23 protein-coding genes are annotated in these 23885 nt (G+C 73.9%); 2 read left to right on the plus strand and 21 right to left on the minus strand.

The window, feature by feature from the left end; all coding sequences use genetic code 11:
* Position 1: 1 nt before the first annotated feature.
* Positions 2–1312, minus strand: a complete 1311-nt coding sequence (locus ACL02O_RS05465) for a glycosyltransferase 87 family protein (protein WP_412816837.1) — start codon at positions 1310–1312, stop codon at positions 2–4.
* A 35-nt stretch (positions 1313–1347) separates the two neighbouring features.
* On the opposite strand from ACL02O_RS05465, the gene ACL02O_RS05470 reads away from it, so the two are divergent.
* Positions 1348–1926, plus strand: a complete 579-nt coding sequence (locus tag ACL02O_RS05470) for a GNAT family N-acetyltransferase (RefSeq protein ID WP_412816838.1) — start codon at positions 1348–1350, stop codon at positions 1924–1926.
* 105 nt (positions 1927–2031) lie between these two features.
* Here the strand turns inward: ACL02O_RS05470 and ACL02O_RS05475 are convergent, their stop codons facing one another.
* The 8 genes from ACL02O_RS05475 to truB form a co-directional block, all read right to left on the minus strand.
* Positions 2032–2499, minus strand: coding sequence for a GNAT family N-acetyltransferase (locus ACL02O_RS05475; RefSeq protein WP_412816839.1), 468 nt, complete (start codon positions 2497–2499; stop codon positions 2032–2034).
* 49 nt (positions 2500–2548) lie between these two features.
* The gene (locus ACL02O_RS05480; protein WP_412816840.1) at positions 2549–3475 is read right to left on the minus strand and encodes a helix-turn-helix domain-containing protein; all 927 of its coding nucleotides are present in this window, start codon (positions 3473–3475) and stop codon (positions 2549–2551) included.
* 204 nt (positions 3476–3679) lie between these two features.
* Positions 3680–4447 (minus strand): 4-hydroxy-tetrahydrodipicolinate reductase, encoded by a 768-nt coding sequence (gene dapB / locus ACL02O_RS05485; RefSeq protein ID WP_412816841.1) that lies wholly within the window; start codon positions 4445–4447, stop codon positions 3680–3682.
* Between the two features lie 218 nt (positions 4448–4665).
* Positions 4666–6039: a M16 family metallopeptidase gene (locus ACL02O_RS05490; RefSeq protein ID WP_412816842.1), complete on the minus strand. Its 1374-nt coding sequence runs from the start codon at positions 6037–6039 to the stop codon at positions 4666–4668.
* A 147-nt stretch (positions 6040–6186) separates the two neighbouring features.
* Complete coding sequence (locus ACL02O_RS05495; RefSeq protein WP_412816902.1) at positions 6187–8541, minus strand: polyribonucleotide nucleotidyltransferase; 2355 nt, start codon at positions 8539–8541, stop codon at positions 6187–6189.
* A gap of 224 nt (positions 8542–8765) precedes the next feature.
* Complete coding sequence (gene rpsO, locus ACL02O_RS05500; protein WP_043962418.1) at positions 8766–9035, minus strand: 30S ribosomal protein S15; 270 nt, start codon at positions 9033–9035, stop codon at positions 8766–8768.
* A gap of 205 nt (positions 9036–9240) precedes the next feature.
* On the minus strand, positions 9241–10167 hold the full coding sequence (locus ACL02O_RS05505) for a bifunctional riboflavin kinase/FAD synthetase (protein ID WP_412816843.1): 927 nt from the start codon (positions 10165–10167) through the stop codon (positions 9241–9243).
* Positions 10168–10211: 44 nt separating this feature from the next.
* Positions 10212–11096, minus strand: a complete 885-nt coding sequence (gene truB / locus ACL02O_RS05510; protein WP_412816844.1) for a tRNA pseudouridine(55) synthase TruB — start codon at positions 11094–11096, stop codon at positions 10212–10214.
* A 111-nt stretch (positions 11097–11207) separates the two neighbouring features.
* Here truB and ACL02O_RS05515 point away from each other — a divergent pair, with 111 nt between their 5' ends.
* The gene (locus tag ACL02O_RS05515; protein ID WP_412816845.1) at positions 11208–12221 is read left to right on the plus strand and encodes a hypothetical protein; all 1014 of its coding nucleotides are present in this window, start codon (positions 11208–11210) and stop codon (positions 12219–12221) included.
* 43 nt (positions 12222–12264) lie between these two features.
* On the opposite strand, the gene ACL02O_RS05520 is transcribed toward ACL02O_RS05515, so the two are convergent.
* The 12 genes from ACL02O_RS05520 to rimP all read right to left on the minus strand — a co-directional run bounded on the left by ACL02O_RS05520 (position 12265) and on the right by rimP (position 23830).
* Entirely contained in the window at positions 12265–13596 is a 1332-nt protein-coding gene (locus tag ACL02O_RS05520; RefSeq protein ID WP_412816846.1) for an MATE family efflux transporter, read from the minus strand.
* 51 nt (positions 13597–13647) lie between these two features.
* Positions 13648–14205 (minus strand): P-loop NTPase family protein, encoded by a 558-nt coding sequence (locus ACL02O_RS05525; protein WP_412816847.1) that lies wholly within the window; start codon positions 14203–14205, stop codon positions 13648–13650.
* 533 nt (positions 14206–14738) lie between these two features.
* Positions 14739–14948 carry a DUF6186 family protein gene (locus ACL02O_RS05530; RefSeq protein WP_412816903.1) on the minus strand — a complete coding sequence of 70 codons (210 nt, stop codon included), beginning with the start codon at positions 14946–14948 and terminating at the stop codon, positions 14739–14741.
* A complete protein-coding gene (locus ACL02O_RS05535) occupies positions 14948–15355 on the minus strand; it encodes a hypothetical protein (RefSeq protein ID WP_412816848.1) in 408 nt (135 codons plus the stop codon). The genes ACL02O_RS05530 and ACL02O_RS05535 overlap by 1 nt, the downstream gene beginning before the upstream one ends.
* A gap of 65 nt (positions 15356–15420) precedes the next feature.
* Positions 15421–16467 carry a DHH family phosphoesterase gene (locus tag ACL02O_RS05540; RefSeq protein ID WP_412816849.1) on the minus strand — a complete coding sequence of 349 codons (1047 nt, stop codon included), beginning with the start codon at positions 16465–16467 and terminating at the stop codon, positions 15421–15423.
* Complete coding sequence (gene rbfA / locus ACL02O_RS05545; RefSeq protein WP_412816904.1) at positions 16464–16946, minus strand: 30S ribosome-binding factor RbfA; 483 nt, start codon at positions 16944–16946, stop codon at positions 16464–16466. Before rbfA ends, ACL02O_RS05540 begins: the two co-directional genes overlap by 4 nt.
* Before the next feature lie 193 nt (positions 16947–17139).
* Positions 17140–17433 (minus strand): DUF503 domain-containing protein, encoded by a 294-nt coding sequence (locus ACL02O_RS05550; RefSeq protein ID WP_412816850.1) that lies wholly within the window; start codon positions 17431–17433, stop codon positions 17140–17142.
* A 74-nt stretch (positions 17434–17507) separates the two neighbouring features.
* Positions 17508–18575: a TRM11 family SAM-dependent methyltransferase gene (locus tag ACL02O_RS05555; protein WP_412816851.1), complete on the minus strand. Its 1068-nt coding sequence runs from the start codon at positions 18573–18575 to the stop codon at positions 17508–17510.
* Positions 18576–18655: 80 nt separating this feature from the next.
* Positions 18656–21631: a translation initiation factor IF-2 gene (gene infB / locus ACL02O_RS05560; RefSeq protein WP_412816852.1), complete on the minus strand. Its 2976-nt coding sequence runs from the start codon at positions 21629–21631 to the stop codon at positions 18656–18658.
* A 93-nt stretch (positions 21632–21724) separates the two neighbouring features.
* The gene (locus ACL02O_RS05565; protein WP_412816853.1) at positions 21725–22060 is read right to left on the minus strand and encodes a YlxR family protein; all 336 of its coding nucleotides are present in this window, start codon (positions 22058–22060) and stop codon (positions 21725–21727) included.
* Between the two features lie 16 nt (positions 22061–22076).
* A complete protein-coding gene (gene nusA / locus ACL02O_RS05570; RefSeq protein WP_412816854.1) occupies positions 22077–23120 on the minus strand; it encodes a transcription termination factor NusA in 1044 nt (347 codons plus the stop codon).
* Positions 23117–23830, minus strand: a complete 714-nt coding sequence (gene rimP / locus ACL02O_RS05575) for a ribosome maturation factor RimP (RefSeq protein ID WP_412816855.1) — start codon at positions 23828–23830, stop codon at positions 23117–23119. Before rimP ends, nusA begins: the two co-directional genes overlap by 4 nt.
* Positions 23831–23885: the final 55 nt, after the last annotated feature.

Raw genomic sequence — 23885 nt, forward strand, 5'->3', positions numbered from 1 at the left:
GTCACCGGACGGCGAGGAGTCCACCTATCCGGTGCCGCTGCACGGCGGGCGCGACCCGGTCCGGCTGCGGGAGCTGCGCTACACCGCCCGGCTCGACGGCTGCCCCGGACGGCCCGCCCCGGCCGGCGGGACCGCCGCCGGTCGGCGTGGCCCAGCGGCGGATCGGCAGGCCGAGCAGCAGCGCCAGGCTGACCCAGACGTACGTGTTGCTGCCGAGGAAGCCGCCGACGCCGGTGAAGTCCCCCTCCCAGGCCCACACGATCCGGCTGATCAGGAACGCGTACCCGACGAGCGCGCCGGCCAGCGGGAGACGGCGCCGCAGGCTGCGCGCCGGCGCCGCCACGCCGTTGTCGACCAGCAGGATCAGCGCGGGCAGCAGCCAGACCAGGTGGTGCACCCAGGTCACCGGGCTGACCAGGCACATGGCGGCACCGGTCAGCGCCAGGCCGGTGGCCTCGTCGCCGACGGCGACCGCGGCCCGCGAGCGCCACGCCCAGACGGCCAGGGTGACGAGCACCAGCCCCAGCCAGGCCAGGATGCTCGGGTGCTCCGGGTTCAGCCGGGCCACCACGCCGCGCAGCGACTGGTTGGAGACGAAGGCCAGCTCACCCACCCGGTCGGTGTTCCAGAGCGCCTCGGTCCAGAACTCCCGCGAGGCGTCCGGGAAGAGCGCGCCGGCGAGCAGGGTCGCCCCGGCCGCCGCGCCCATCGCGGTGAACGCCGCCCGCCAGCGCCCGGTGACCAGCAGGTAGACGATGAAGATGCCCGGAGTCAGCTTGATCGCGGTGGCCAGGCCGACGCCGACCCCGGTCCACCGGCTGCCGGCCGGCAGCAGCCGCAGCAGGTCCACCGCCACCAGGAAGAGCAGCAGCATGTTGACCTGGCCGAAGTTGACCGTCTCCCGCATCGGCTCGAACGCGGCGGCCAGGCAGAGCGCGACCGCGAGGGTGAACCAGCGGGCCCAGCCGGCGCGGCGGGCGATCGGGTCGACCAGCCACCAGAGCACCACCGTGCTGACCAGCACGGTGGCGACCACGCTCACCGTGATCGCCGCCGGCCAGGCCAGGTACGCCATCGGCAGCATCACCAGCGCGGCGAACGGTGGGTAGGTGAAGCCGTACTGGGTGTTGGGCCGGAGGAAGTCGTAGATCTCCCCGCCGTCGTGCACCCACCAGTTCAGTGCGCCGTAGTAGACCCGCAGGTCGAAGAAGCCGTGCCGCGCCGCCGCCACCGAGAGGAAGGCGGTCACCGCGACGGCGAGCCCCACGACCGCGGCGACCTGTCCGATCGCGCGCCGGGCACCCTGCGCCACCGTCGCCTCCCTCGCCCTGCGTAGGCTCACGTGCCATGGCTCTCGGGTACGTCCGCCCCGCGCGTCCTTCGGACGCCGGCGAGATCGCACGCCTCCAGCTCGCCACGTGGCGGGTCGCGTACCGCCGGATCCTGCCCCGGCACGTGCTCGACAACCTGGACGAGGCGTACCTCGCCCGGCGGTGGAGCGCGGCGGTGCAGGAGCCGCCCTCGGGCGCGCACCGCGTGCTGGTCGCCGTCGAACAGGCCGAGCAATCCTATCTGGTGGGGTTCGCAGCTTCCGGTCCGGCCGACGCCGAGGCGCTCGCACCGGGCGAGCCGGCCGACGCGCTGGGCGACGGCGTGGCGGCGGTGACCGACCTGCTGGTCGAGCCGCGCTGGGGCCGGCGCGGGCACGGTAGCCGGCTGCTCGCCGCAACCGTCGACGGCTGGCGGGAAGACGGTTTCACCCGGGCGGTGGCCTGGACGTTCGACGCCGACGCGGCGACCCGGAAGTTCCTCACCTCCACCGGCTGGGAGCCGGACGGCGCGGCCCGCGCCCTGGACGTGGACGACATGCTGGTCCCCCAGCTCCGCCTGCACGTGGCCGTCCCCACCGAGCCGGTCGCCTCCTGAGGCCGTCGCCGGACGCCGGCGGGCCCGCCCGCCCCCGTTCGGCCGGCCGCTTCCGCGAGCCGGCGACAGGTTCCGCCCCCGGGAGGCGGGACGGCCGGTCGCCGGTCAGGCCGGGGTGAGTTCGGCGACGACCTCGTCGTCCTCCAGCTCGCCGGTGGGCTGGAAACCGAGGGAACGGTAGAGGGCGGCGGCCGGCTCGTTGTCCGGGTGGTAGCTGAGGCGGACCGGGTGACCGGCCCGCGCGAGCCAGTCGGCGAGGGTGCGGACGGCGGCCCGTCCCACGCCGCGTTCCTGCTCGGCGCCGTCGATCAGCATGCCGCCGATCCAGCGGGAGCCGTCGTCGTCCACGCCCCACATGATGTGCCCGACCACCGTCTCGTCCGCGTACACGGCGAGCGAGGTCCACACCGGCGACCGCATGGTCAGCACCAGGTAGCGGGCGGCCAGGGCGGGCACCCAGGCCCGCTGGTCGTCGCGGGGCGCGACGTCCGCCACGGCCCGCCAGTTGTCGTCGTCCACCGGTCGCACGGTCACCTGGCGACCCGCGCGGTCGCGCATCCCGGAATCGATCACGCGGGCGAGCCTAGGTGTACGCGGTCCCCGCGACGAACGGTTTCCGCCGTCAGCGGGCCGCCGCGGCGTCCAGGAAGGGTCGGGGGTCACCCGCGCCGAGATCGGTGATGCCCGCGCTGTGCAGGGCGCCGATGGCGAGGGTACGCCGGACCGCGGCGAAGGTGATCACGTGACCGATCGTTCCACCCAGGGTGTGGCTGGTGGGCGGTGTGCAGGTGGTGTCGACGAAGGTGTCCGCGAGGGTCCCGTCGGCCAGCGTCCGGGCCACGAACGCCCGCCAGTCCCGGCCGGCGACCGCGTGCCGGGCGGCCAGGCCGGCCAACGTCCGGTCGCTCTCGTTCGGCCACTCGCCGCCGCGCAACGCCGAGAGCCAGTGCTCCTCCTGGGTGACCATCGCGTTGATCAGCGAGCGGAGGGTCGGCTGCTCGTCGATGGTCTCCACCGACACCGTGATGGGCCGGTCGAGCATCGCGTCGTCGAGCGTGTCGGCGCGCTCGATGATCGCGGTGAGGGTGTCGACGTGGTGGTCGACCAGGTGCTGGAGAACGTTCATCGGGGTCTCCTGACGGGCGGCCGGCAGCCGCAGGCCGCCGGGGGGCTGGAAGTGGACGCCGCTGGGGCAGGGCAGCTCCAGCTCGCGGAAGGTGAGCGGCGGGCGACTCCGGATTGACGTCGGGGCCACTCCGTACGACCGCTGGAAGGCGCGGGTGAACGCCTCGTGCGAGCCGTACCCGGCCTCGACGGCGATGTCGAGGACGGTGCGGTCGCCGGTGGTGAGCCGGTGCGCCGCGCGCTCCAGCAGCAGCCGTCGACGCAGGGCACCGGGCGGTTCGCCGGTGGCCGCGGCGACCAGCCGGTCGAAGTGGAAGCGGGACAGCTGGGCCCGGGCCGCGATGTCCGTCGGGCTGACGCCCGGGTCGTCGAGCGCGACCTGGAGCCAGTCGAGGATGCCGGTGAGCCCGTCCGTCGAGGTCATGGCGTCAGCCTGCACCCGAGGGCGGGCACCGCGCTTGATCGCCGTTGCGGACCTGCGCGCCGGACGGCGTCGACCCGGGCGCGGGCCCGCCGCCCGTTCCCGGGACGGGCGGGCGGCCGGGCCGGTGGAGCAGTTGAGGCCGACCAGGTCCACGCCGCGGGCGGGCGGCGGGCGGGCGGCCGCGTCGGGGCCGGGTGGGGTGGCTCAGTCGAGCAGGGCATCCAGGCCGACGGTGAGGCCCGGCCGGTTGCGCACCGCGCGCACGGCGAGCAGCACCCCGGGCATGAAGGAGGCCCGGTCCAGCGAGTCGTGGCGGATGGTCAGCGTCTCGCCGGTGGTGCCGAAGAGCACCTCCTGGTGGGCGACCAGGCCGGCCGCGCGGACGGCGTGCACGCGTACCCCGTCGATCTCGGCGCCGCGGGCGCCCGGCACCTCGTCCTTCGTGGCGTCCGGCGCGGGGCCGAGACCGGCTTCGGCGCGGGCCCGGGCGATCAGCCGGGCGGTGTGGGTGGCGGTGCCGCTGGGGGCGTCCAGCTTGCGCGGGTGGTGCTGCTCGATGATCTCGACCGACTCGAAGTGGCGGGCCGCCTTCGCGGCGAACTGCATCATCAGCACCGCGCCGATGCCGAAGTTCGGCGCGATCACCACGCCCACCCGGGGCTTGCGCTCCAGCCAGCCGCGCACCTGGTCGAGGCGCTGCTCGGTGAAGCCGGTGGTGCCGACCACCACGTTGATGCCCTGGTCGATGCACCAGCGCAGGTTGTCCATGACGACGTCGGGGGTGGTGAAGTCGACGACCACCTCGGCGGCCGACGTGGTGGCGAGGCCGTCGCCCTGGTCGACCGTCGCCACCAGGTTCAGGTCGGCGGCCGCGTCGACCGCCTTGCAGACCTCCATGCCCATCCGGCCGCGGGCGCCCAGCACACCGACGCGGGTCGGCTCGGCCGGGCTCTTCTCCTGCTCGTCAGTCACGGGGCACAACCTATCCCAATCGGGACGCCGCCCTCGCGCCGGACGGCCCACCGTCCCACCCGGGCGCACCGTGATCGACTCGGCCTGCGGCGATCCGGGCCCACCTCGCCGAAGGACTCCGCGACCTGCCGCATCCCGAGACTGCCGAGCACCGGTCGGCCGGCGGGCAGCGCGACCCGGCGCAGCGCGGGGACGGGTCGGCCGGCCGGCGGGCCGGGTCAGGCGAAGGCGGACTCGTCGAACGGGCCGACCACCGCGAGGGACATCGGCCGGCCGAGCAGCTCGGCGGCGAGCTTGTTCACCTCGTCCAGGGTGACCGCGTCGACCCGGGCGAGCAGCTCGTCCACCGGCATCAGGTTGCCGTAGAGCAGCTCGCCCTTGGCCAGCCGGCTCATCCGGGAACCGGTGTCCTCCAGGCCGAGGACGAAGGAACCCTTGCTCATCCCCTTGCCCCGCGCCAGCTCCGCCTCGGTGATCCCGCCGGCGGCCACCTTGGCCAGCTCGGCCCGGGTCAGCTCCAGCACCTCGTCCACCTTGCCCGGCGCGCAGCCGGCGTAGACGGCGAACAGTCCGCTGTCGGCGTACTGGCTGGCGTAGGAGTAGACCGAGTAGGCCAGGCCGCGCCGCTCGCGGATCTCCTGGAACAGCCGGCTGGACATGCCCCCGCCGAGGACGTTGTTGAGCACGCCGAGGGCGAAGCGCCGCTCGTCGAGCCGGTCGATACCGGGGCAGCCGAGGATGACGTGCGCCTGCTCGCTCTCCTTCGGCTCGACCAGGGTGGCGGTCGGCCTGGTGCGTACCGCCGGGCCGGCCGGCCGGTGCTCGGCCGGCACCGCCGGGCCGGTGTCCAGCGGGGTGCCGCGCAGCGCCTGCCGGACCAGCTTGACCACGGCGGCGTGGTCGAGGTTCCCGGCGGCGGCGATGACGATCTGCGGAGGCGTGTAGCGGCGGCGGTAGAAGCTCTGGATCTGCCGCCGGGACATCGGGGTGACCGTCTCCTCGGTGCCCGAGATCAGCCGGCCGAGGGGGTGGTCGCCGTAGACGGCGCGGGCGAAGAGGTCGTGCACCTCGTCGCCGGGCTCGTCGTCGTGCATGGCGATCTCTTCGAGGATGACGCCCCGCTCGGTCTCCACGTCGGCGGGATCCAGCACCGAGTCGGCGACCAGGTCGCACATGACGTCGATGGCCAGCGGCAGGTCCTCGTCCAGCACGCGGGCGTAGTAGCAGGTGTATTCCTTCGTGGTGAAGGCGTTGGTCTCGCCGCCCACCGCCTCGATCTCGGCGGAGATGTCCAGCGCGGTGCGCTTCCGGGTGCCCTTGAAGAGCAGGTGCTCCAGGAAGTGCGCCGCGCCGGCCTGCGGCCCGGTCTCGTCCCGCGAGCCGACCGCGACCCAGACGCCGAACGAGACGCTGCGCATCGCCGGGATCGCCTCGGTCAGCACGCGCAGGCCGCTGGGCAGGACGGTACGGCGGGCGGTGCCGCCCAGCGGGTCCTCGCTGAGCGTACGGGTGACCGCCCGGGTCGCACCGCCGCCGGACGACGCCACCCCCCGTCGAGCCGCCGGATAGGACGAACGCCGGGTCCGACTCACGAAAACCTGCTCCCAGTTCGACGAGGGGTGGGTGGTGCGCTGGTGAACGAGCGACGGCTCCAGCCCGGCGCGTCTCACGCCGCGCCGGCATCTGGAGCCGGAGGCCGGCCGGGCGACGCCGTCGACGTCACCCGGCCGGTCGGTGGATCAGCTGTGCCGGGTCCGGCGACGCGGGCGGGACTCGCCGCCACCCTCGCCGCCCTCGCCGCGCTCCGGACGGCCGCCGCGCTCGCGGTCGCCCCGGTCGCGCGGGCCACGGTCGCCCCGGTCCCGGCCGGCCGGACGCTCGCCACCGGCGGCCTCGCCGGCGGCCGGCGCCTCGGCGCCCTCCGGCCGGACCTTGTCCAGGTAGATCTTGCCGCGCTGGTCGATGTCGGCGATCTCCACCTCGACCTTGTCGCCGACGTTGAGGAAGTCCTCGACCTTCTCGACCCGCTTGCCGTCGCCCACCTTGGAGATGTGCAGCAGGCCGTCGCGGCCCGGCAGCAGCGAGATGAAGGCGCCGAACGCGGCGGTCTTCACCACGGTGCCGAGGAACCGGTCGCCCATCTTCGGCAGGGTCGGGTTGGCGATCGCGTTGATCCGCTCGACCGCGGCCTGGGCGGACGGGCCGTTGGTCGCGCCGACGTAGATGGTGCCGTCGTCCTCGATGGAGATCTCGGCGCCGGTCTCGTCCTGGATGGCGTTGATGGTCTGGCCCTTCGGGCCGATCACCATGCCGATCTTGTCGACCGGGATCTTGACGGTGGTGACCCGCGGGGCGTAGTCGCTCATCGCGGCCGGCGCCTCGATCGCCGACTGCATCACGTCGAGGATGGTCTGCCGGGCCTCGTGCGCCTGCTGGAGCGCGGCGGCCAGCACGTCCGACGGGATGCCGTCGAGCTTGGTGTCGAGCTGAAGCGCGGTGACGAACTCCCGGGTGCCGGCGACCTTGAAGTCCATGTCGCCGAACGCGTCCTCGGCGCCGAGGATGTCGGTCAGCGTCACGTACTGGGTCTTGCCCTCGACCTCGTCGGAGATGAGGCCCATGGCGATGCCGGCGACCGGCGCCTTCAGCGGCACACCGGCCGAGAGCAGGCCCAGCGTCGAGGCGCAGACCGAGCCCATCGAGGTGGAGCCGTTGGAGCCGAGCGCCTCGGAGACCTGGCGGATGGCGTACGGGAACTCCTCGCGCGAGGGCAGCACCGGGATCAGCGCCCGCTCGGCCAGCGCGCCGTGGCCGATCTCGCGCCGCTTCGGCGAGCCGACCCGGCCGGTCTCACCGGTGGAGTACGGCGGGAAGTTGTAGTTGTGCATGTAGCGCTTGGACTTCTCCGGGGAGAGGGTGTCCAGCGACTGCTCCATGCGCAGCATGTTCAGCGTGGTGACGCCCAGGATCTGGGTCTCGCCCCGCTCGAACAGCGCCGAGCCGTGCACCCGCGGCAGCACGCCGACCTCGGCGGTCAGCGGACGGATGTCGCGCGGGCCGCGGCCGTCGATGCGGACCTGCTCGCGCAGCACCCGGCTGCGGACCTCGGACTTGGTCAGCGAGCGGAACGCGGCGGAGAGCTCCTTCTCCCGGCCCTCGAAGCGCGGGGCCAGCTCCTCGGCGACCTTGGCCTTGACCCGGTCCAGGGCCTCCTCGCGGGCCGCCTTGCCGGCGATCTGGAGGGCCTCAGCGACCTCGGCGCGGGCCACCTGGGCCACCGCCTCGTACGCGTCGTCCTGGTAGTCGAGGAAGACCGGGAACTCGGCGACGGGCTTGGCGGCCACCTCGGCCAGCTCGCTCTGCGCCCGGCACAGCTCGCGGATGGCCGGCTTGGCGGCCTCCAGGCCGCTGGCCACGACCTCCTCGGTCGGGGCGGGCGCGCCGTCGGCGACCAGCTTCACGGTGTTCGGGGTGGCCTCGGCCTCGACCATCATGATCGCGACGTCGCCGTCCGGCAGGGCGCGGCCGGCCACCACCATGTCGAAGGTGGCCCGCTCCAGCTCGTCGTGGGTCGGGAAGGCGACCCACTGGCCGTCGACGTGCGCCATCCGGGTGGCCCCGATCGGGCCGGAGAACGGCAGGCCGGAGAGCTTGGTCGACATCGAGGCGGCGTTGATCGCCACGACGTCGTACGGGTGCTGCGGGTCGAGCGCGAGGACGGTCTCGACGACCTGGACCTCGTTGCGCAGGCCCTTGACGAACGACGGGCGCAGCGGCCGGTCGATCAGCCGGCAGGTGAGGATCGCGTCCTCGCTGGGGCGGCCCTCGCGGCGGAAGAACGAGCCGGGGATCCGGCCCGCGGCGTACATCCGCTCCTCGACGTCGACGGTCAGCGGGAAGAAGTCGAACTGCTCCTTCGGCTGCTTGCCGGCGGTGGTGGCGGAGAGGACGACCGTCTCGCCCAGCTGGGCGATGACGGAGCCGGCGGCCTGGCGGGCCAGCCGCCCGGTGGAGAAGGTGACCTCACGGGTGCCGAAGGACCCGTTGTCGATCACGGCGGTGCGGGATTCGGTGCCGAGGTTGGTCTCGGTCATGGTGCTGTCGTGCTCCTTCGCGTCGGGGGCCCACGACACGGGGAGCTGCTCAGACGGCCGGTCTTCGATCGAAGCGCCCGGGTGGCCGGCATGATGCCGGGGTGCCCGGAGGCCACTACCGGAGACCGGTACGCTGACCGGCTCCCTACTCGGGTCGTCGCGCGGCCCTGTTTACTTGTGGCACCGGAACGGGGGAGCGGCCCGCAGGCCACTCCCCCGTCACGTCACCGGCGCAGACCGAGCCGCTCGATGAGCGACCGGTAGCGGTTGATGTCCTTCTTCTGGACGTAGTTGAGCAGCCGACGGCGGCGGCCGACCAGCAGCAGCAGCCCGCGGCGGCTGTGGTGGTCGTGCTTGTGCACCTTCAGGTGCTCGGTGAGCTCGGCGATCCGCTTGGTCAGGACCGCGACCTGCACCTCCGGCGAACCGGTGTCGCCCTCGGCGGTCGCGTACTCCGCGCGGATCTTGGCCTTGGCTTCCTGGTCGAGCGCCATGTTCTCCCTTGTTTCGTGGGTCGTTCGATGAGGTCCGTCAGAGCGGTCGGAGCGACCGGGGACGGACCGGTTCCTCGCACCCGCGGCGTCGTGCAGGCACGCGAGGCCCCGCGTCGGTCAGCCGACGTCCCTGCCAGACTACCAGCCCGGCCGGAAAGCACCCGGTGAAGGGCCGTGCGACGCCCCGGGCGCGGGCCTGCGGGACTCAGCCCAGCGCCCGGCGGGTCCGCTCGACGTCCTCGGCGATCTGGGCCACCAACGGCTCGATCGCGTCGTACGTCCGTTGTTCCCGCAGGTGTGCCACGAAGTCCAGAGCCAGCCGCTCGCCGTACAGGTCGCCGGTGAAGTCCAGCGCGTACGCCTCCACCCGGCGCTCACGGCCGGAGAAGGTCGGGTTGGTGCCGATCGACACGGCCGCCGCGAGCGGCTCCCGGCCACGGCGGACCAGCCGGGCGGCGTACACCCCGTCGGCGGGGACCGCCGCGTACCGGTGGCAGAGCAGGTTGGCGGTGGGGTAACCCAGCTCACGTCCGCGCTGGTCGCCGCGGACCACCACGCCCTCCACCCGGTGCGGGCGGCCGAGGGCGGCGGCCGCCGCGGCCACGTCCCCGGCGTCGACGCAGGAGCGGATGTACGTGGAGGAGAAGACCGTGCCCGCCTCGGCCACCAGCGGGGCACCCTGCACCGCGAAGCCGAAGGTGCGGCCCAGCCGCTCCAGCAGGGCCACGTCGCCGGCCGCCTTGTGCCCGAATCGGAAGTTGGCGCCGACCACCACCAGCGCGGCGTGCAGGTGCTCGACCAGGATGTCGTGCACGAACGCCTCGGCGGGCAGCCGGGAGAACTCCGGGGTGAACGGCACCACGCAGAGCACGTCGACGCCGAGCGCCTCGATCAGCTCCGCCTTGCGGGCCGGCTCGGTGAGCACCGCCGGGTGCGAGCCGGGCCGGACCACCTCGGCCGGGTGCGGGTCGAACGTGACCACCACCGACTTGACGCCCAGCTCCCGAGCGCGCGCGACGGCGTGGCCGATGGTGGCCTGGTGCCCCTTGTGCACCCCGTCGAAGACGCCGATGGTGACCACCGAACGGCCCCAGCCACCGGGTGCCGCCTCGTACCCCCGCCACCGCTGCATTCCCGCTCCTCCCCTGCTCGCCCTGGTGCTCCACGCCGCGGCCGTCAGGCCGGGGCGAGCACGATCTCCGCGCGGGCCCGGCCGTCCCGCTCGCTGACGATAGCGATCAACCCGCCGTCCGGGCCGAACACCGCGTACGGCCCGGCGATGTCGGCCGGGTTCAGCGGACCGCCGTGGGAGAGGATCCTCGCCTCCTCGGCGGTGGCGTCCCGGCGCGGGAAGAACCGGTCGGCGGCGGCGTCCAGCGGCAGGTTGACCACGTCGGGCGCGCGCTGCTCGAGCTCGTCCAGGGTGGCCGCCTCGGCCAGCGGGAAGCCGCCGACCGCGGTGCGGCGCAGCGCGGTCAGGTGGCCGCCGACCCCGAGCGCCAGTCCCGCGTCCCGGGCGATGGCCCGGATGTACGTCCCGGACGAGCAGGTCACGTCGACGTCCACGTCCACCACGTCCGGGCTGTCGCGGCGGATCGCCAGCACGTCGAGCCGGGAGACGGTGACCCGGCGGGCGGGCAGCTCGACGCTCTCCCCCTCCCGGACCCGCTTGTACGCCCGCTCACCGTTGATCTTGATGGCGCTGACCGCGCTCGGCACCTGGTCGATCTCGCCGGTGAGCGCGAGGAGCGCCGCCCGGACCGCGTCGTCGGTGATCCCGCTGGTGGGGGTGGTGGCGAGCACCTCGCCCTCGGCGTCGTCGGTGACGGTGGCCTGACCGAGCCGGATCGTCGCGGTGTAGCTCTTGCCCGCACCGATCACGTAGGTGAGCAGCCGGGTGGCCCGACCCACCCCGATCACCAGCACCCCGGTGGCCATCGGGTCGAGCGTGCCGCCGTGCCCGACCCGCCGGGTACGCGCCAGCCGCCGGATCCGCACCACCACGTCGTGCGACGTCATGCCGGCGGGCTTGTCGACCACGATCAGACCGTCTGTGCTCACGGCCGCCAAGCCTGCCAGACCCCGGTCCCGGTCCGGGCGGGGGATACCGCGCGACGCGACGAGGTGTCACAGTCAGGGACACCTCGCCCATTTCGCGCACCGGGAACCGCGATGACCAACGATCGGCCGGACTCCGCAGCACCGCGTAACCCCGACCCGCCGTTCATCCCCGGCGACGGGCCGGGGCCGGCCCCGGAGTGGCTGCGCCGGCCCGGCGTCGACGCCGGGTCGAGCCGCGCCGCCCGGCTACGGCTCCGACTGAGCCGCCACTCCGGCAAGCTGCTTGGTGTCGCGACCGCGCTGCTGCTGCTCGCCTTCGTCGGGGTGGTCGGCGGCGCCGTGCTGGTGTCGATGCCGCAGGCCCGGGGGCGGCCGGTGGTGGTGTACCCGACGATCAGCCAGCCGGCCGGCGAGCAGGCCGGCACGTCCGCCCCGCCGCCCCTGGTGACCGACCCGTTCGACGGCACCCCGGCCGCCGCGTTCCCGCAGGGGCAGGCGGGGATCGCCCTGCCGGCCGCGAAGCGGACCGGCCCGTTCACCGGGAAGCAGGTGGCCGCCGCCCTGGCGAAGGTTCGCACGGCCCTGGTGACCGCGCGGCTGGACCGCCGGTTCATGACCACGCGGGACGCCGAGCCGCTGATCCGGCAGTTCGCCCCGGACGCCCGCGCCGACCTGCGCAAGGACTTCGCCTCCGACAAATTCGCCGCGTACGCCACCCGGCTGGCGCCCGGCGCCCGGCTCACCGCCGATCAGCCCCGGGCGAAGGGCCGGATCGCCTACCGGGCCACCAGGGACGCCGACGGCATCCGGATCCTGGCGGTGACCACCAACTTCGTCTGGGCGTACGCCTTCGAGACCGACAGCAGGGTGCCCGGCGACGGGGTGGTCGTGGTACACGACACAGTCGTCTGGAGCGTGCCGCATCCCGACGACGTCGACCGCGGTTCGAACGGGCTGTGGATCGAGCAGGCGGACTCCTACGCCGCCAACATCGACTGCGCGGCCTTCGACGAGGGCCTGCTCGACCTGGGCGCGCCCAGCTACAGCGGCGCGGACGACCCCGACCCCGACCCGGACGCGGTCTTCGACCCGGACAAGGCCCTGGACCTGCCGGACACCTGCTGAACCGGGAACCGGGTCCGGATGCTGACGGCGACGGCGGTGGTGGTCAGCGGACCGCGCCGACCACCGCCCAGCCGCCGGAGCGCAGCCGCAGCAGCAACGCGGCCAGCCGGAGGACCACGAACAGCGTCAGCCCGGCCCAGATCCCGCCGAGGCCGAGGTCGAGCCCGTAGGCCAGCCAGATCGCCGGAAGGAAGCCGCCGAGCGCCGCCACGATGGTGAGGTTGCGCAGGTAGCGGACGTCCCCGGCACCGATCAGCACGCCGTCGAGGGCGAACACCACGCCGCCGATCGGCTGGAGCGCGACGAACCACGGCCAGGCGATCATCGCCTGCTCGCGTACCTGCGGGTCGGCGGTGAACCAGGACGGCACCAGGCCGGCGCCGGCGGCGATCAGCACCGCGAAGACCACGCCGCAGAGACCGCCGAGCAGGGCGATCCGACGGGCGAGGAACCGGGCACCGGCCGCGTCGCCGGCGCCGAGCGCGGCACCGATCAGCGCCTGCGCGGCGATCGCCAGGGCGTCCAGCACCAGGGCGGTGAAGAACCACAGCTGTACGGCGATCTGGTGGGCGCCGACCGCGGCGGCGCCGAACCGGGCCGCGACCGCGGTGGCGGAGAGGAAGCTCGCCTGGAAGGCGACGCCCCGGATGAGCAGGTCCCGGCTGAGCACGAGCTGCTGGCGGATCATCCGGGGCCGGGGGCGCAGGGCGACCCGCTCGCGCATCAGCGCCGCCGCGAAGAGGCCGCCGGAGAGGGTCTGCGCGACGGCGTTCGCCACCGCCGAACCGGCCAGCCCCAGCCCGGCCGGGTAGACCAGCAGCGGGCAGAGCAGCGCCGAGAGCAGGTTGGGCGCGAGCACGAAGAGCAGCGGGCGCCGGGTGTCCTGGATGCCGCGCAGCCAGCCGTTGCCGGCGGCGGCGAGCAGCAGCCCGGGCGCGCCCAGCGCGGCGATCCGCAGCCAGCCGGCGGCGGCGTCGGCCACCGCCCCGGGGCCGCCGACGAGGGTACGCGCGAGCCAACCGCCCCCGATCCCGATGGCGAGGGCGACCAGCACGCCGACGGTCAGCGCGAGCCAGGACGCCTGGACGCCCTCGGCCACCGCGGCGGACCGGTCCCCCGAGCCGAAGCGGCGGGCCGACCGTCCGGTGGTGCCGTACGCGACCACGGTGCCGATCCAGGCGGTCAGCGTCATGACCGTGCCGCCGACGGCGAGCGCGGCGAGCGGCACCCGGCCCAGGTGACCGACCACCGCCGTGTCGACCAGGACGTAGAGCGGCTCGGCGGCGAGCACCACCAGGGCGGGCAGGGCGAGCGCGGCGATCCGCCGGGGGGAGGCGGCGGGGGCAGGCGCGGTGGCGGCGGCGGTCTGGCTCATCGCCGCCGATCCTGGCACGCGCCAGGTAAGGGATGCAAGCGGCTGCATCACTTACCTATGCGCGCCGGGAGGAGCCGGCCGCCCGGCGGCGTAACGAGGCGCGTCGGGCAGCGTGGCCAGGAAGTGGCGGATGTCGCGGGGGGTGCGGAGACGGATCAGCGGCAGGGTGGGGGCCAGGACCCGGGCGGCGGCCAGGACCCGGGGGCGGGAGCGGCGCGGATAGCTCCAGACGTAGTGGAGGAGCTGGACGTCGATCTGCTCGGGGCACCCCTCGGGGAGGTCCGGTCGGGGTGTGACCCGGTGCGTCCAACGCCGGCGGAGCACCCGGACGAGGCAGCGCAGCGGGGACGGGTCGCAGAGCACGAGCAGGTCCGCGCGGGGCAGGCGGAGGTCGAGAGTGCTGGCGTAGTTGCCGTCCATCACCCAGACCGGGCGGGCGGCGAGCGCAGCCACCTCGGCGCGGAAGTCGGCGTCGGCGGGGGCGGCCCAGCCCGGACGCCAGTAGTGCCGGTCGAGGTGAATCAGGGGAAGGTCGAGCCGGCGGGCGAGCTCACGGGCGAGGGTGCTCTTTCCGGCGCCCGAGCTGCCGACGATCAGGATGCGGCGCACCGGGCGACGGTAGCGCCGGGCGTCTCGCAGGAAGACGCGGGTGACCGGTGCGGCGGTGACGTCGTCTGACCCGACGTCACCGCCGGACGGCCTGCGTCACTGACGGGTGTCCATCGACGTCTGCAGCGCGCGGCGCATCTGCTCGCGCGCCTCGTCGGCGGTGGTCTCGGTCTGCGGCTTGCGCTTGGTCGCCATGGGAGGTCCCTTCCAGGGTGCGGACCACCGACGCGGTGGCCCTACGGGCGTGCGACCACTCCGGCTCGGCGCGTCTGACGGCGCGCCCCGGCCTGGAGCCGTCGGCCTGCTGAGCGCCGGGCAGCGGTCCGGGATCACCGGAGCGGCTCGCCGGGCGTCGTGAGCCCGGGTCGGTCTGACCCTGGAGGGTGGCGGCACCGGGTGTGGCGCCACCGCCCGTGACCAGCGTCGAAGCGCCGGTCACGAAACCCAAGTTAACGTTAATTTTCCACATGCTGCCCAGTGTTCCCGCGATACGGACAACGGGCGACGGCCGCCGGGCGACGCTGGAGCCGACGTCAGCGGGCCAGGAAGTGCCAGCCCAGCCACCACCAGAAGCCGAACAGACCGATCCGGCCCACCGGCACCGGGCCGACCTCGTATCGCATCACGAAGGCGCAGACGTCGGCGAGGGACGGGATCCGCGAGCCCTCCCGCCGGGCGGCCCACTCGACAGCCGCGAAGAGCAGCAGCGCGATCGCGAAACCGCCGATCGCCAGGGCGCGCATCATCGCCGGACCAGTCCCCAGAACGCGGACAGCCAGGCGAACCAGGCCGCCGACCGGACCAGCTCGTCCTCGAGGAACGGGTCGGCCAGCCGGGAGAAGGTGGGAAACTCGTCGCCCGCCGCCAGGAAGAAGGTCACCCCTTCGAACACCCCGAAGACGGTCACCGGCAGCAGCCACCAGACCGCGCCCCCGGGCAACCGGCGGGGCGCGGGCCGGCGGGGCACCCGGTTGCTGAGGCCGACCCAGATCAGCGCGCCACCGGTGCCGAGGGTGTAGAGGTTGGCCCCGGCGGAGAAGGACGGCAACTGGCCCCCGACCAGGGAGAGGCAGATCAGCACCGGCACGGACACGACCGGGCGGTCCCAGACTCGGGGCGCTTCGACGGCGAGTTCTCGGGGATGATCCATCTCCCGATTGTCCCCAGCGTCACACAGCGCGGGAAGACCCGCACGCCCCGGAGCCGTCCCTGATCTCAGCCGGCCAGCAGGGCACCGCCCAGTTCGGCGCGGATCCGGTCCACCACCTCGTCGACGCTGCCCCGCCCGGTGAACCCGGCCGCGAAGCGGTGACCGCCACCACCGAGCGCCACCGCGACCGCGCTGACGTCCACCGCGCCCTTGCTGCGCAGCGAGACCGCCCACTCCGCCGCGGACACCTGCTTCAGCACGCAGCTCACGTCCGCCTCCGCCGTGCAGCGGACCGAGTCGATCAGTGCCTCCAGCACGTACGCCGGCTGGTCGTGCCGGGCCAGGTCCTCCTGGGTGGCGTACGTCCAGACCAGGCCGCGCCCGGCGGCGGCCGCCGGCTCCAGCCGGGCGCGGACCAGCACCTCGCCGAAGAGCCGGACCGCGCCGAACGGTCGGGTGTCGAAGATCCGTCGCGAGATGTCGCCGGGGCGGATGCCGGTGGCCAGCAGCCGCGCCGCCGTCTCGTGCACCGCCGGGGTGGTGGCCTCGAACCGGAACGAGCCGGTGTCGGTGCTCAGCGCGACGTAGAAGCAGGCCGCGATCCCCGCGTCCAGCGCCACCCCGAGCCGGTCCAGCAACCCCTCGGCGACCACCGAGGTGGCCGCCGCGTGCGGATCGACCAGGTGGATCCCACCGAACCGGGTGTTCGAGGCGTGATGGTCCAGCACCAGCGCCGCGCCGGCCTTGTCCAGCCGGTCGACCAGGTCACCCAGCCGGGACTCGCTCGCCACGTCGAAACAGATCACCAGGTCCGGGTCCGGATACGCCTCGTCCTCCGGAACCAGCAGTTCCAGCCCGGGCAGCCAGCGGAACGGCTCGGGCACCCCCGGCGGCCCGGGGAAGGTCGCCTGCAGCTGCCTTACGCCGAGCCGGCGCAGGCCCAACCCGAACCCGAGCATGCTGCCCAGCGCGTCGCCGTCCGGGTTGACGTGGCAGATCAGCAGCACCCGCGCGTCGACGGGGAGCTCACGCACCGCTGCGACGGCGCTCGCCCAGTCGGTGTCGGTCGGGCCGGCACCGGCCGGCGTGCCGCCCTCGGCGGGACCGGTCACCGGTGGTCGCCGCCGCGCGGCTCGTCGTCCTCGGTCTCCTCGTCGGAGTCCTCGGCGTCCTCGCCGTCCAGCCGGTACGGCTGGGCCTCGCCCGCGTACTGCGCCCTGGCGGCCAGCCGCTGCACCTCGGCGTCCGCGGTACGGGCCGCCGCCAGCAGGTCGTCGATGTGCTTGACCTGGTCCTGCACGTCGTCGAGGACGAAGGTGAGGGTCGGCGAGTGGCGCAGCCCGAGCGCCTTACCGACGGTGCTGCGCAGCATGCCCTTGGCGCTCTCCAGCGCGGCCGCCGTGCTCGCCTGCGCCGCCGCGTCGCCGAGCACCGTGTAGAAGACGGTGGCGTCGCGCAGGTCGGCGGTGATCCGCGCGTCGGTGATGGTGATCATGCCGAGCCGGGGGTCCTTGATCTGGCTCCGCACCACCGACGCGACCAGTTCACGGATGCGCTCCGCGTGCCGGCGTACCTTGGCCGGATCCGTCATGTCCCCCACCTCCAGGGTCACCCTGCTCACGGCCGGAGGCGACGGCGTGCCTGCCGTCGGGCCCGACCGCCCAACCCCTCGAACACTACCTGCGCGATCCCGGCCCCCGCGCGGGGCCGTCGGCTTGCAAAGGGCGCCCGCTCAACGCTCCCCGCGGGGTAACGGGGCCCGTCCCGACGCGGCTGCCCGGGGGTCAGTCCTCCGCGCCGTACAGCCGGCGGCGGGCCGAGAGCAGCTCGGTCTCCGGACGGCCGGCGACCAGGCGCTCGCAGGAGTCCAGCACCTCCCGCACGTGCGCCGCCTCGGCGGCCACCACGGCCACCCCGATCTGGGCCCGACCGTGCAGGTCGAGCGCCCCGACCTCGGCGGCGGAGACCTCGAACCGGCGTAACGCGGCGACGATCGGCCGGACGTACGACCGCTTGGCCTTCAGGGACCGGGAGTCCCCCGGCAGCAACAGGTCGAAGTGCGCGGTTCCCGTGTACACGGCGAGCAACGGTACGGCAGGGCAACGCTCCGGTCACCCGTTTTCCACCGACGACTCCAGGTCGCTGCGCGGCGTCAGACGTGCCCGGCCGGAGTCGTCCCCGGGTCGACCGCCACCAGCACGTCCCGCTCGATCGCCTGGTCGACCCGGTGCGCCAGCCCGAGGTAGCCCGGCCCGTCCACCACCCGCAGGCCGGCACCGGCCAGCACCGCCTCGGCGGCGGCCCGCGGCGCCACGTGGGTGTTCCAGGACAGACCCAGCGCCCCGCCGGGGCGCAGCAGCTCCCGCCAGACCGGCACGGCGGCGGTGAGCAGGTCCAGCGGGCTCCGGGACAGGCCCTGCCCGGTGCGGCTGCCATGGGCCACCCCGTACGGGGCGTCGGTGACGATCACGTCCGCGCAGCGGGGGCGCAGCACCTCCCGGGCCCGGGTGGTGTCGGTGTGCAGCACGGTGACCCGCTGGGTCGCCCCGGCCCGGTGCTCGTCGCGGGAGGGAGCGAGCACCGCCTCGAAGCGGCGGGCCACCAGCCTGCGGTCCCGGCGCACCGGCACCGTCTCGGCGGTGTGCTTGAGCCGCTTGCGCCGCAGCCAGGTACGCAGGAACGCCGCGTACGCGTCGATGTCCTTGCCGTCGTGCTCGACGCCGATGCCGTCGTAGCCGTACATCAGGGCCTGGTTGAGGGTGGTGCCCCGGCCACAGAGCGGGTCGAGGACGACCAACTGCCGGTCCAGCATCGCCCCGGCCGAGGCGGACGCGAGCAGGGTGGCGTTGAGCAGTAGCCGGGTGAACTGCTCGTTGGTCTTACCGGCGTACTTGGGGATGGTGATCAGGTCGGAGTCGTACCGGGCGAGGGGACGCAGCGGCACCGGCCGCAGCAGGTCCTCCCCCACCCGCTCGAACAGCGCGTACGCCGCCGACAGGTTCGCCAGGTGGGCCAGGTCCCGCCCGCCCAGGCCGGTGCCGGGGGCGGCGAAGGTCAGGTACTCCACTCCGCCGATCCGCTCCACCGCGGCGTCCACGGGGGGCGCGTCGAGCACCCCCGAGCCGGCGAAGATCTCCAGTTCGGCGCGGGCGAGCCGGCCGGCGGCGTCGGCGTAGACACGGTTGGTGGACGGGGCGAGGAGCAGCGCGTACCTGAGCACGCCGGAGATTGTCCCAGCCTGCGGAGACGGCGACGGCCGGGGCCCGCAGGCCCCGGCCGTCGACCGGTCGTTCACGCCGCTCAGGCGCGCGGCTTCTCCCGCATCTCGAAGGTCTCGATGATGTCGCCGACCTGGACGTTGTTGAAACCGCCCAGCGTCAGACCACACTCGAAGCCCTCGCGGACCTCCGTCGCGTCGTCCTTGAACCGCTTGAGGGAGCTGATCGTGAGGTTGTCCGCCACGACCGCCCCGTCCCGCAGCAGCCGCGCCTTGGCGTTGCGGCGGATGATGCCGGACCGGACGATACAACCGGAGATGTTGCCGATCTTGGACGAGCGGAAGATGTCGCGGATCTCCGCGGTCCCCAGCTCGACCTCCTCGTACTCCGGCTTGAGCAGCCCCTTGAGCGCGGCGTCGATCTCCTCGATGGCCTGGTAGATGACCGTGTAGTACCGGATCTCCACGCCCTCGCGGTCGGCGATCTCGCGGACCTTGTTCGCGGCCCGCACGTTGAAGCCGATGATCGTGACCGCCTCGGACGAGGCGCTCGCGAGCATGACGTCGCTCTCGGTGATCGCACCCACGCCCCGGTGGATGATCCGCAGCTGGACCTCCTCCGGGATGTCGAGGTTGAACAGCGCGTCCTCGAGGGCCTCCACGGAACCGGAGACGTCGCCCTTGAGCACCAGGTTGAGCGAGGTCTTCTCGCCCTCCTTGAGCTGCTCCATGAGCGTCTCGAGGGTGGCCCGGCCACGGGAGTTGGCGAATGCCGCCGCCCGCCGTCGCGCCTGCCGCTGCTCGGCGATCTGCCGCACGGTCCGGTCGTCCTCGGCCGCCAGGAACGTGTCACCCGCACCCGGCACCGTGGTCAGACCGAGCACCATGACCGGACGCGCCGGACCGGCCTCGTCGACCGGCTTGCCGTTCTCGTCCAGCATGGCCCGGACCCGGCCGTGCGCACCACCGGCGACGATCGAGTCGCCGGCCCGCAGGGTGCCCTTCTGCACCAGCACGGTCGCCACCGCGCCGCGGCCCTTGTCCAGGTGCGCCTCGATCGCGACACCCTGCGCCGGCCCGTCGACCGGAGCGGTCAGCTCCAGCGACGCGTCGGCGGTCAGCAGGACCGCCTCCAGCAGGGCGTCGATGCCGATGCCCGGCTTCGCGGCCACGTTGACGAACATGGTGTCGCCGCCGTACTCCTCGGCGACCAGGCCGTACTCGGTCAGCTGCTGGCGGACCTTGTCCGGGTTGGCCTCCGGCTTGTCGACCTTGTTGACCGCGACCACGATCGGCACCTCAGCCGCCTTGGCGTGGTTGAGCGCCTCGATGGTCTGCGGCATCACGCCGTCGTCGGCCGCGACCACCAGCACCACGATGTCCGTCACCTGGGCACCACGGGCACGCATGGCGGTGAACGCCTCGTGACCCGGGGTGTCGATGAAGGTCACCGCCCGGTCCTCGCCCTCGTGCGGGACGTGGACCTGGTACGCGCCGATGTGCTGGGTGATGCCACCCGCCTCGCCGGCCACCACGTTCGCCTTGCGGATCGCGTCGAGCAGCTTGGTCTTACCGTGGTCGACGTGACCCATGACGGTCACCACCGGCGCACGGCTGACCAGGCGGTCCTCCGACACTGCCGCGTCGAGGTCGATGTTGAACTGCGCGAGCAGCTCGCGATCCTCGTCCTCCGGGCTGACGATCTGCACGTCGAAGCCGAGGTGCTCACCCAGCAGCAGCAGGGTGTCGTCGGAGCACGACTGGGTCGCGGTCACCATCTCGCCCAGGTTGAACATCTCCTGGACCAGCGAGCCCGGGTTGGCGTTGATCTTGTCGGCGAAGTCCGACAGCGAGGCGCCACGGGACAACCGGACGACCTGACCCTGACCCCGGGGGGCACCCGAGGACATGGTCGGGGCCGACAGGTTGTCGAACTCCTGTCTGCGCTGCTTCTTCGACTTGCGACCACGGGTCGGCCGGCCACCCGGACGCCCGAAGGCACCCGCGGCGCCGCCGCCACGGCCACGACCGCCACCACCCGGACGGCCACCGCCGCCGGCCGGGGCACCCGGACGGAAGCCACCGCCGGGAGCACCGCCGCCGCCACCGGGACCGCCGCGGTAGCCACCGCCACCGCCACCGCCGGGACCGCCGCGGTAGCCACCGCCACCGCCACCGCCGCCGCCGCGGAAGCCGCCGCCACCACCGGGGCGGCCGGCCCCACCGCCGGGACGACCCGCACCCGGGCCGCCGGGGCGACCGGGACGCTGGCTCGGCATGGAGGCCGGGCTGGGCCGCGGCGGCATCGAGGCCGGGCTGGGCCGCGGCGGCATCGACGCCGGGCTCGGCCGCGGGCCACCGGCACCGGCGGCCGGCGGCCGCTGCTGCTGGCCGCCCTGGATGCCGAACGGGTTGTTGCCGGCGCCGCGCGCCGGCGGACGACCGCCCGGACGCCCACCCGGACCCGGGGTCGGCCCGCCGGGACGACCGGCGGCCGGGGAACCCGGACGGGGCGGCATCGCGGCCGGACCCGGACGCGGGCCGGGACGGACACCACCCTCGGTCGGGGGCTCCCGGCGGACGTTCTCGCGCTGCTGCTGGCGGGCGGCCTGAGCGGCCTTGACCGCGGCCTCCTGCTCAGCCTTCAGCGCGGCGGCACGCGCCTCGGCGGCCGCCACCTCGATGTCGTGCGCGCTCGCCGGCTTGGCCACCGGGGCGGCCGGCTGCGGCGGACCCGGAACCGGACCCTTGGGCTTCGGCCCAGGGGTCGGGCCCGGCCGCCGGGGCGGCATGGGCTTGGCCGCGACCCGGGGTGCACCCGGGGTCGGGCCTGGCGTCGGGGTCGGTGCCGGGCTGGGCGCGGCGGCCGGCGGGGCCGCCGGCGCCGACGAACCGGCGGACGCTACGAACGCGCCCCGCAGCCGCCGGGCGACGGGCGCCTCGACGGTGCTGGAAGCGGACTTGACGAACTCGCCCATCTCCTTGAGCTTGGCGAGAACGGTCTTGCTTTCGACCCCGAGCTCCTTGGCAAGCTCGTGTACGCGGGCCTTTCCTGCCACTGCACTCCTCACTCCGAGGTCGTGCGGGCAGCACCCGCAGCGACCTCACTCGTGCACTTGAAGCCTGGTCATTTCTGCGACTTCATCGTGTGCTCATGTCGGTCGTCCTACCTTGCTAGCGACCCTCGACCGGTCGGGTTGACCGGTCGTCGGGGGTTGCGCGTCAACGTGCTCCGCCAGCGCACCGGGATCGACGATCCCGGTGACACGCAGCGCTCGCCCGAAGGCGCGCCGCCGCACCGCTTGCGCGAAGCAGGCCGGATCCGGGTGCATGTTCGCTCCCCGACCCGGCAGTCTGCGGGCCGGATCGGGTCGGAGGCTGTAATGACCAACCTCGTCGCCCACCGCGACGATCCGCAGCAACTCGCTGGCCGGCGCTCGCCTCCGGCAGCCCACACAGGTGCGCTCCGGCAGCGCGCGTCGTACCACTGGAAAGAGTCTACCCCTAGCTGTTCGAGATCGCGCCGCCCGGCTCGGGTACGTGATCAGCTCCGCTCCCACCGGCCGCACCGGCCTGCTCGGCGTCGGACCGGATGTCGATCCGCCAACCGGTCAGCCGGGCAGCAAGTCGGGCATTCTGCCCCTCCCGCCCGATCGCGAGCGAAAGCTGGAAGTCCGGGACGGTGACCCGGGCGGTCCGGCTGGCCAGGTCGACCACCTCGACCCGGAGCGCCTTGGCCGGCGAGAGCGCGTTGCCGACGAAGGTGGCCGGGTCGTCCGACCAGTCGATGATGTCGATCTTCTCGCCGTGCAGCTCACTCATCACCGCGCGCACCCGCTGGCCCATCGGGCCGATGCAGGCGCCCTTGGCGTTCACACCCGGAGCGGTGGAGCGCACCGCGATCTTCGTCCGGTGACCCGCCTCACGCGCGATGGCACCGATCTCCACGGTGCCGTCGGCGATCTCCGGCACCTCGAGGGCGAAGAGCTTCTTCACCAGTGCCGGGTGCGAACGGGACAACGTGATCTGCGGGCCGCGCATTCCCTTGGCCACGTGCACCACGACGCAGCGGATCCGCTCGCCGTGCGCGTACCGCTCGCCGGGGACCTGCTCGGACTGGGGCAGGACGCCCTCCAGCTTGCCCAGGTCGACGCTGACGATGCCCTTCTCGGCGCGCGCCTCGTGGGCCTGCACCACGCCGGTGACCAGGTCACCGTCGCGGCCGACGTACTCGCCGAAGTGCACCTCGTCGGTGGCCTCCCGCAGCCGCTGGAGGATCACCTGCTTCGCCGTCATGGCGGCGATCCGCCCGAAGTCGTGCGGGGTGTCGTCCCACTCCCGCACCACGGTGCCGTCGGCGTCCAGTTCCTGGGCGTACACCGAGGCGGCCCCGGACTTGCGGTCGATCTCCACCCGGGCGTGCGGCTCGGCGCCGTCGGTGTGCCGGTAGGCGGTCAGCAGCGCGGTCTCGATCGCCGCGAGGATCGTGTCGAACGGGATCTCCCGCTCGCGCTCCAGTGCGCGCAGCGCCGCGAGGTCGATGTTCACCTCTCCTCGTCCTCCAGATCTTCGTCGTCGATGTCGTCGTATGTCCCGCCGGCTTCGCCGGCGTCATCGTCCTCGTCGGCGCCGAACTCGTCGTCCGCCACCTCGTCGAGGCGGCTGAACTCCACCTGGACCCGGCCGGGTCCGAGTTCGGCGTAGGAATGCTCCGCGCGGCCGGCGTCCGTCTCCAGCACCACGCGCTCGTCGTCGGCCTCGACCACCCGGCCGGTGAGCTGCCGGTCCCCGGCGGTGCGCTGCTCGGGCAGCCCCGCAGCGCCCCGCACGGTCACCTTGACCAGCCGGCCGACGTTGCGCCGCCAGTGCCGGGGCAGGGTGAGCGGCCGGTCCACGCCCGGGGAGCTGACCTCCAGCTGGTACTCGCCGGCCACGATGTCCCCGCCGGCCTCCTCGGCCGCGTCCAGCGCCGCCGAGACCGCCCGGGAGACGTCCGCGACGGCGTCCAGGTTGATTCCGCCGTCGGCGTCCACGATCACCCGGACCACGTGCCGGCGACCGGCGCGGGAGACGGAAAGGTCCTCGAGGTCGTACCCGGCGGCGGTGACCACGGGCTCGATCACCTCGCGCAGGCGGGCCCGGCGGGCGGCAAGATCGCCGCGGGGCGCGCCGCCCCGGTCCCCGGCACGGGGCCCGGCGGACCGCCGGGGTCGCCCGGAGGGCCCCGTCGGTCTGGTGGCACGGCCACGCTGCGTCATCTGGCGCACCCTTTCGATGGTCGAGCGGGCCGGTCGGCCCGCCATGCCGGCACGC

The sequence above is a fragment of the Micromonospora mangrovicola genome, from assembly GCF_047200535.1.
In the GTDB taxonomy this organism is placed as follows: domain Bacteria; phylum Actinomycetota; class Actinomycetes; order Mycobacteriales; family Micromonosporaceae; genus Micromonospora.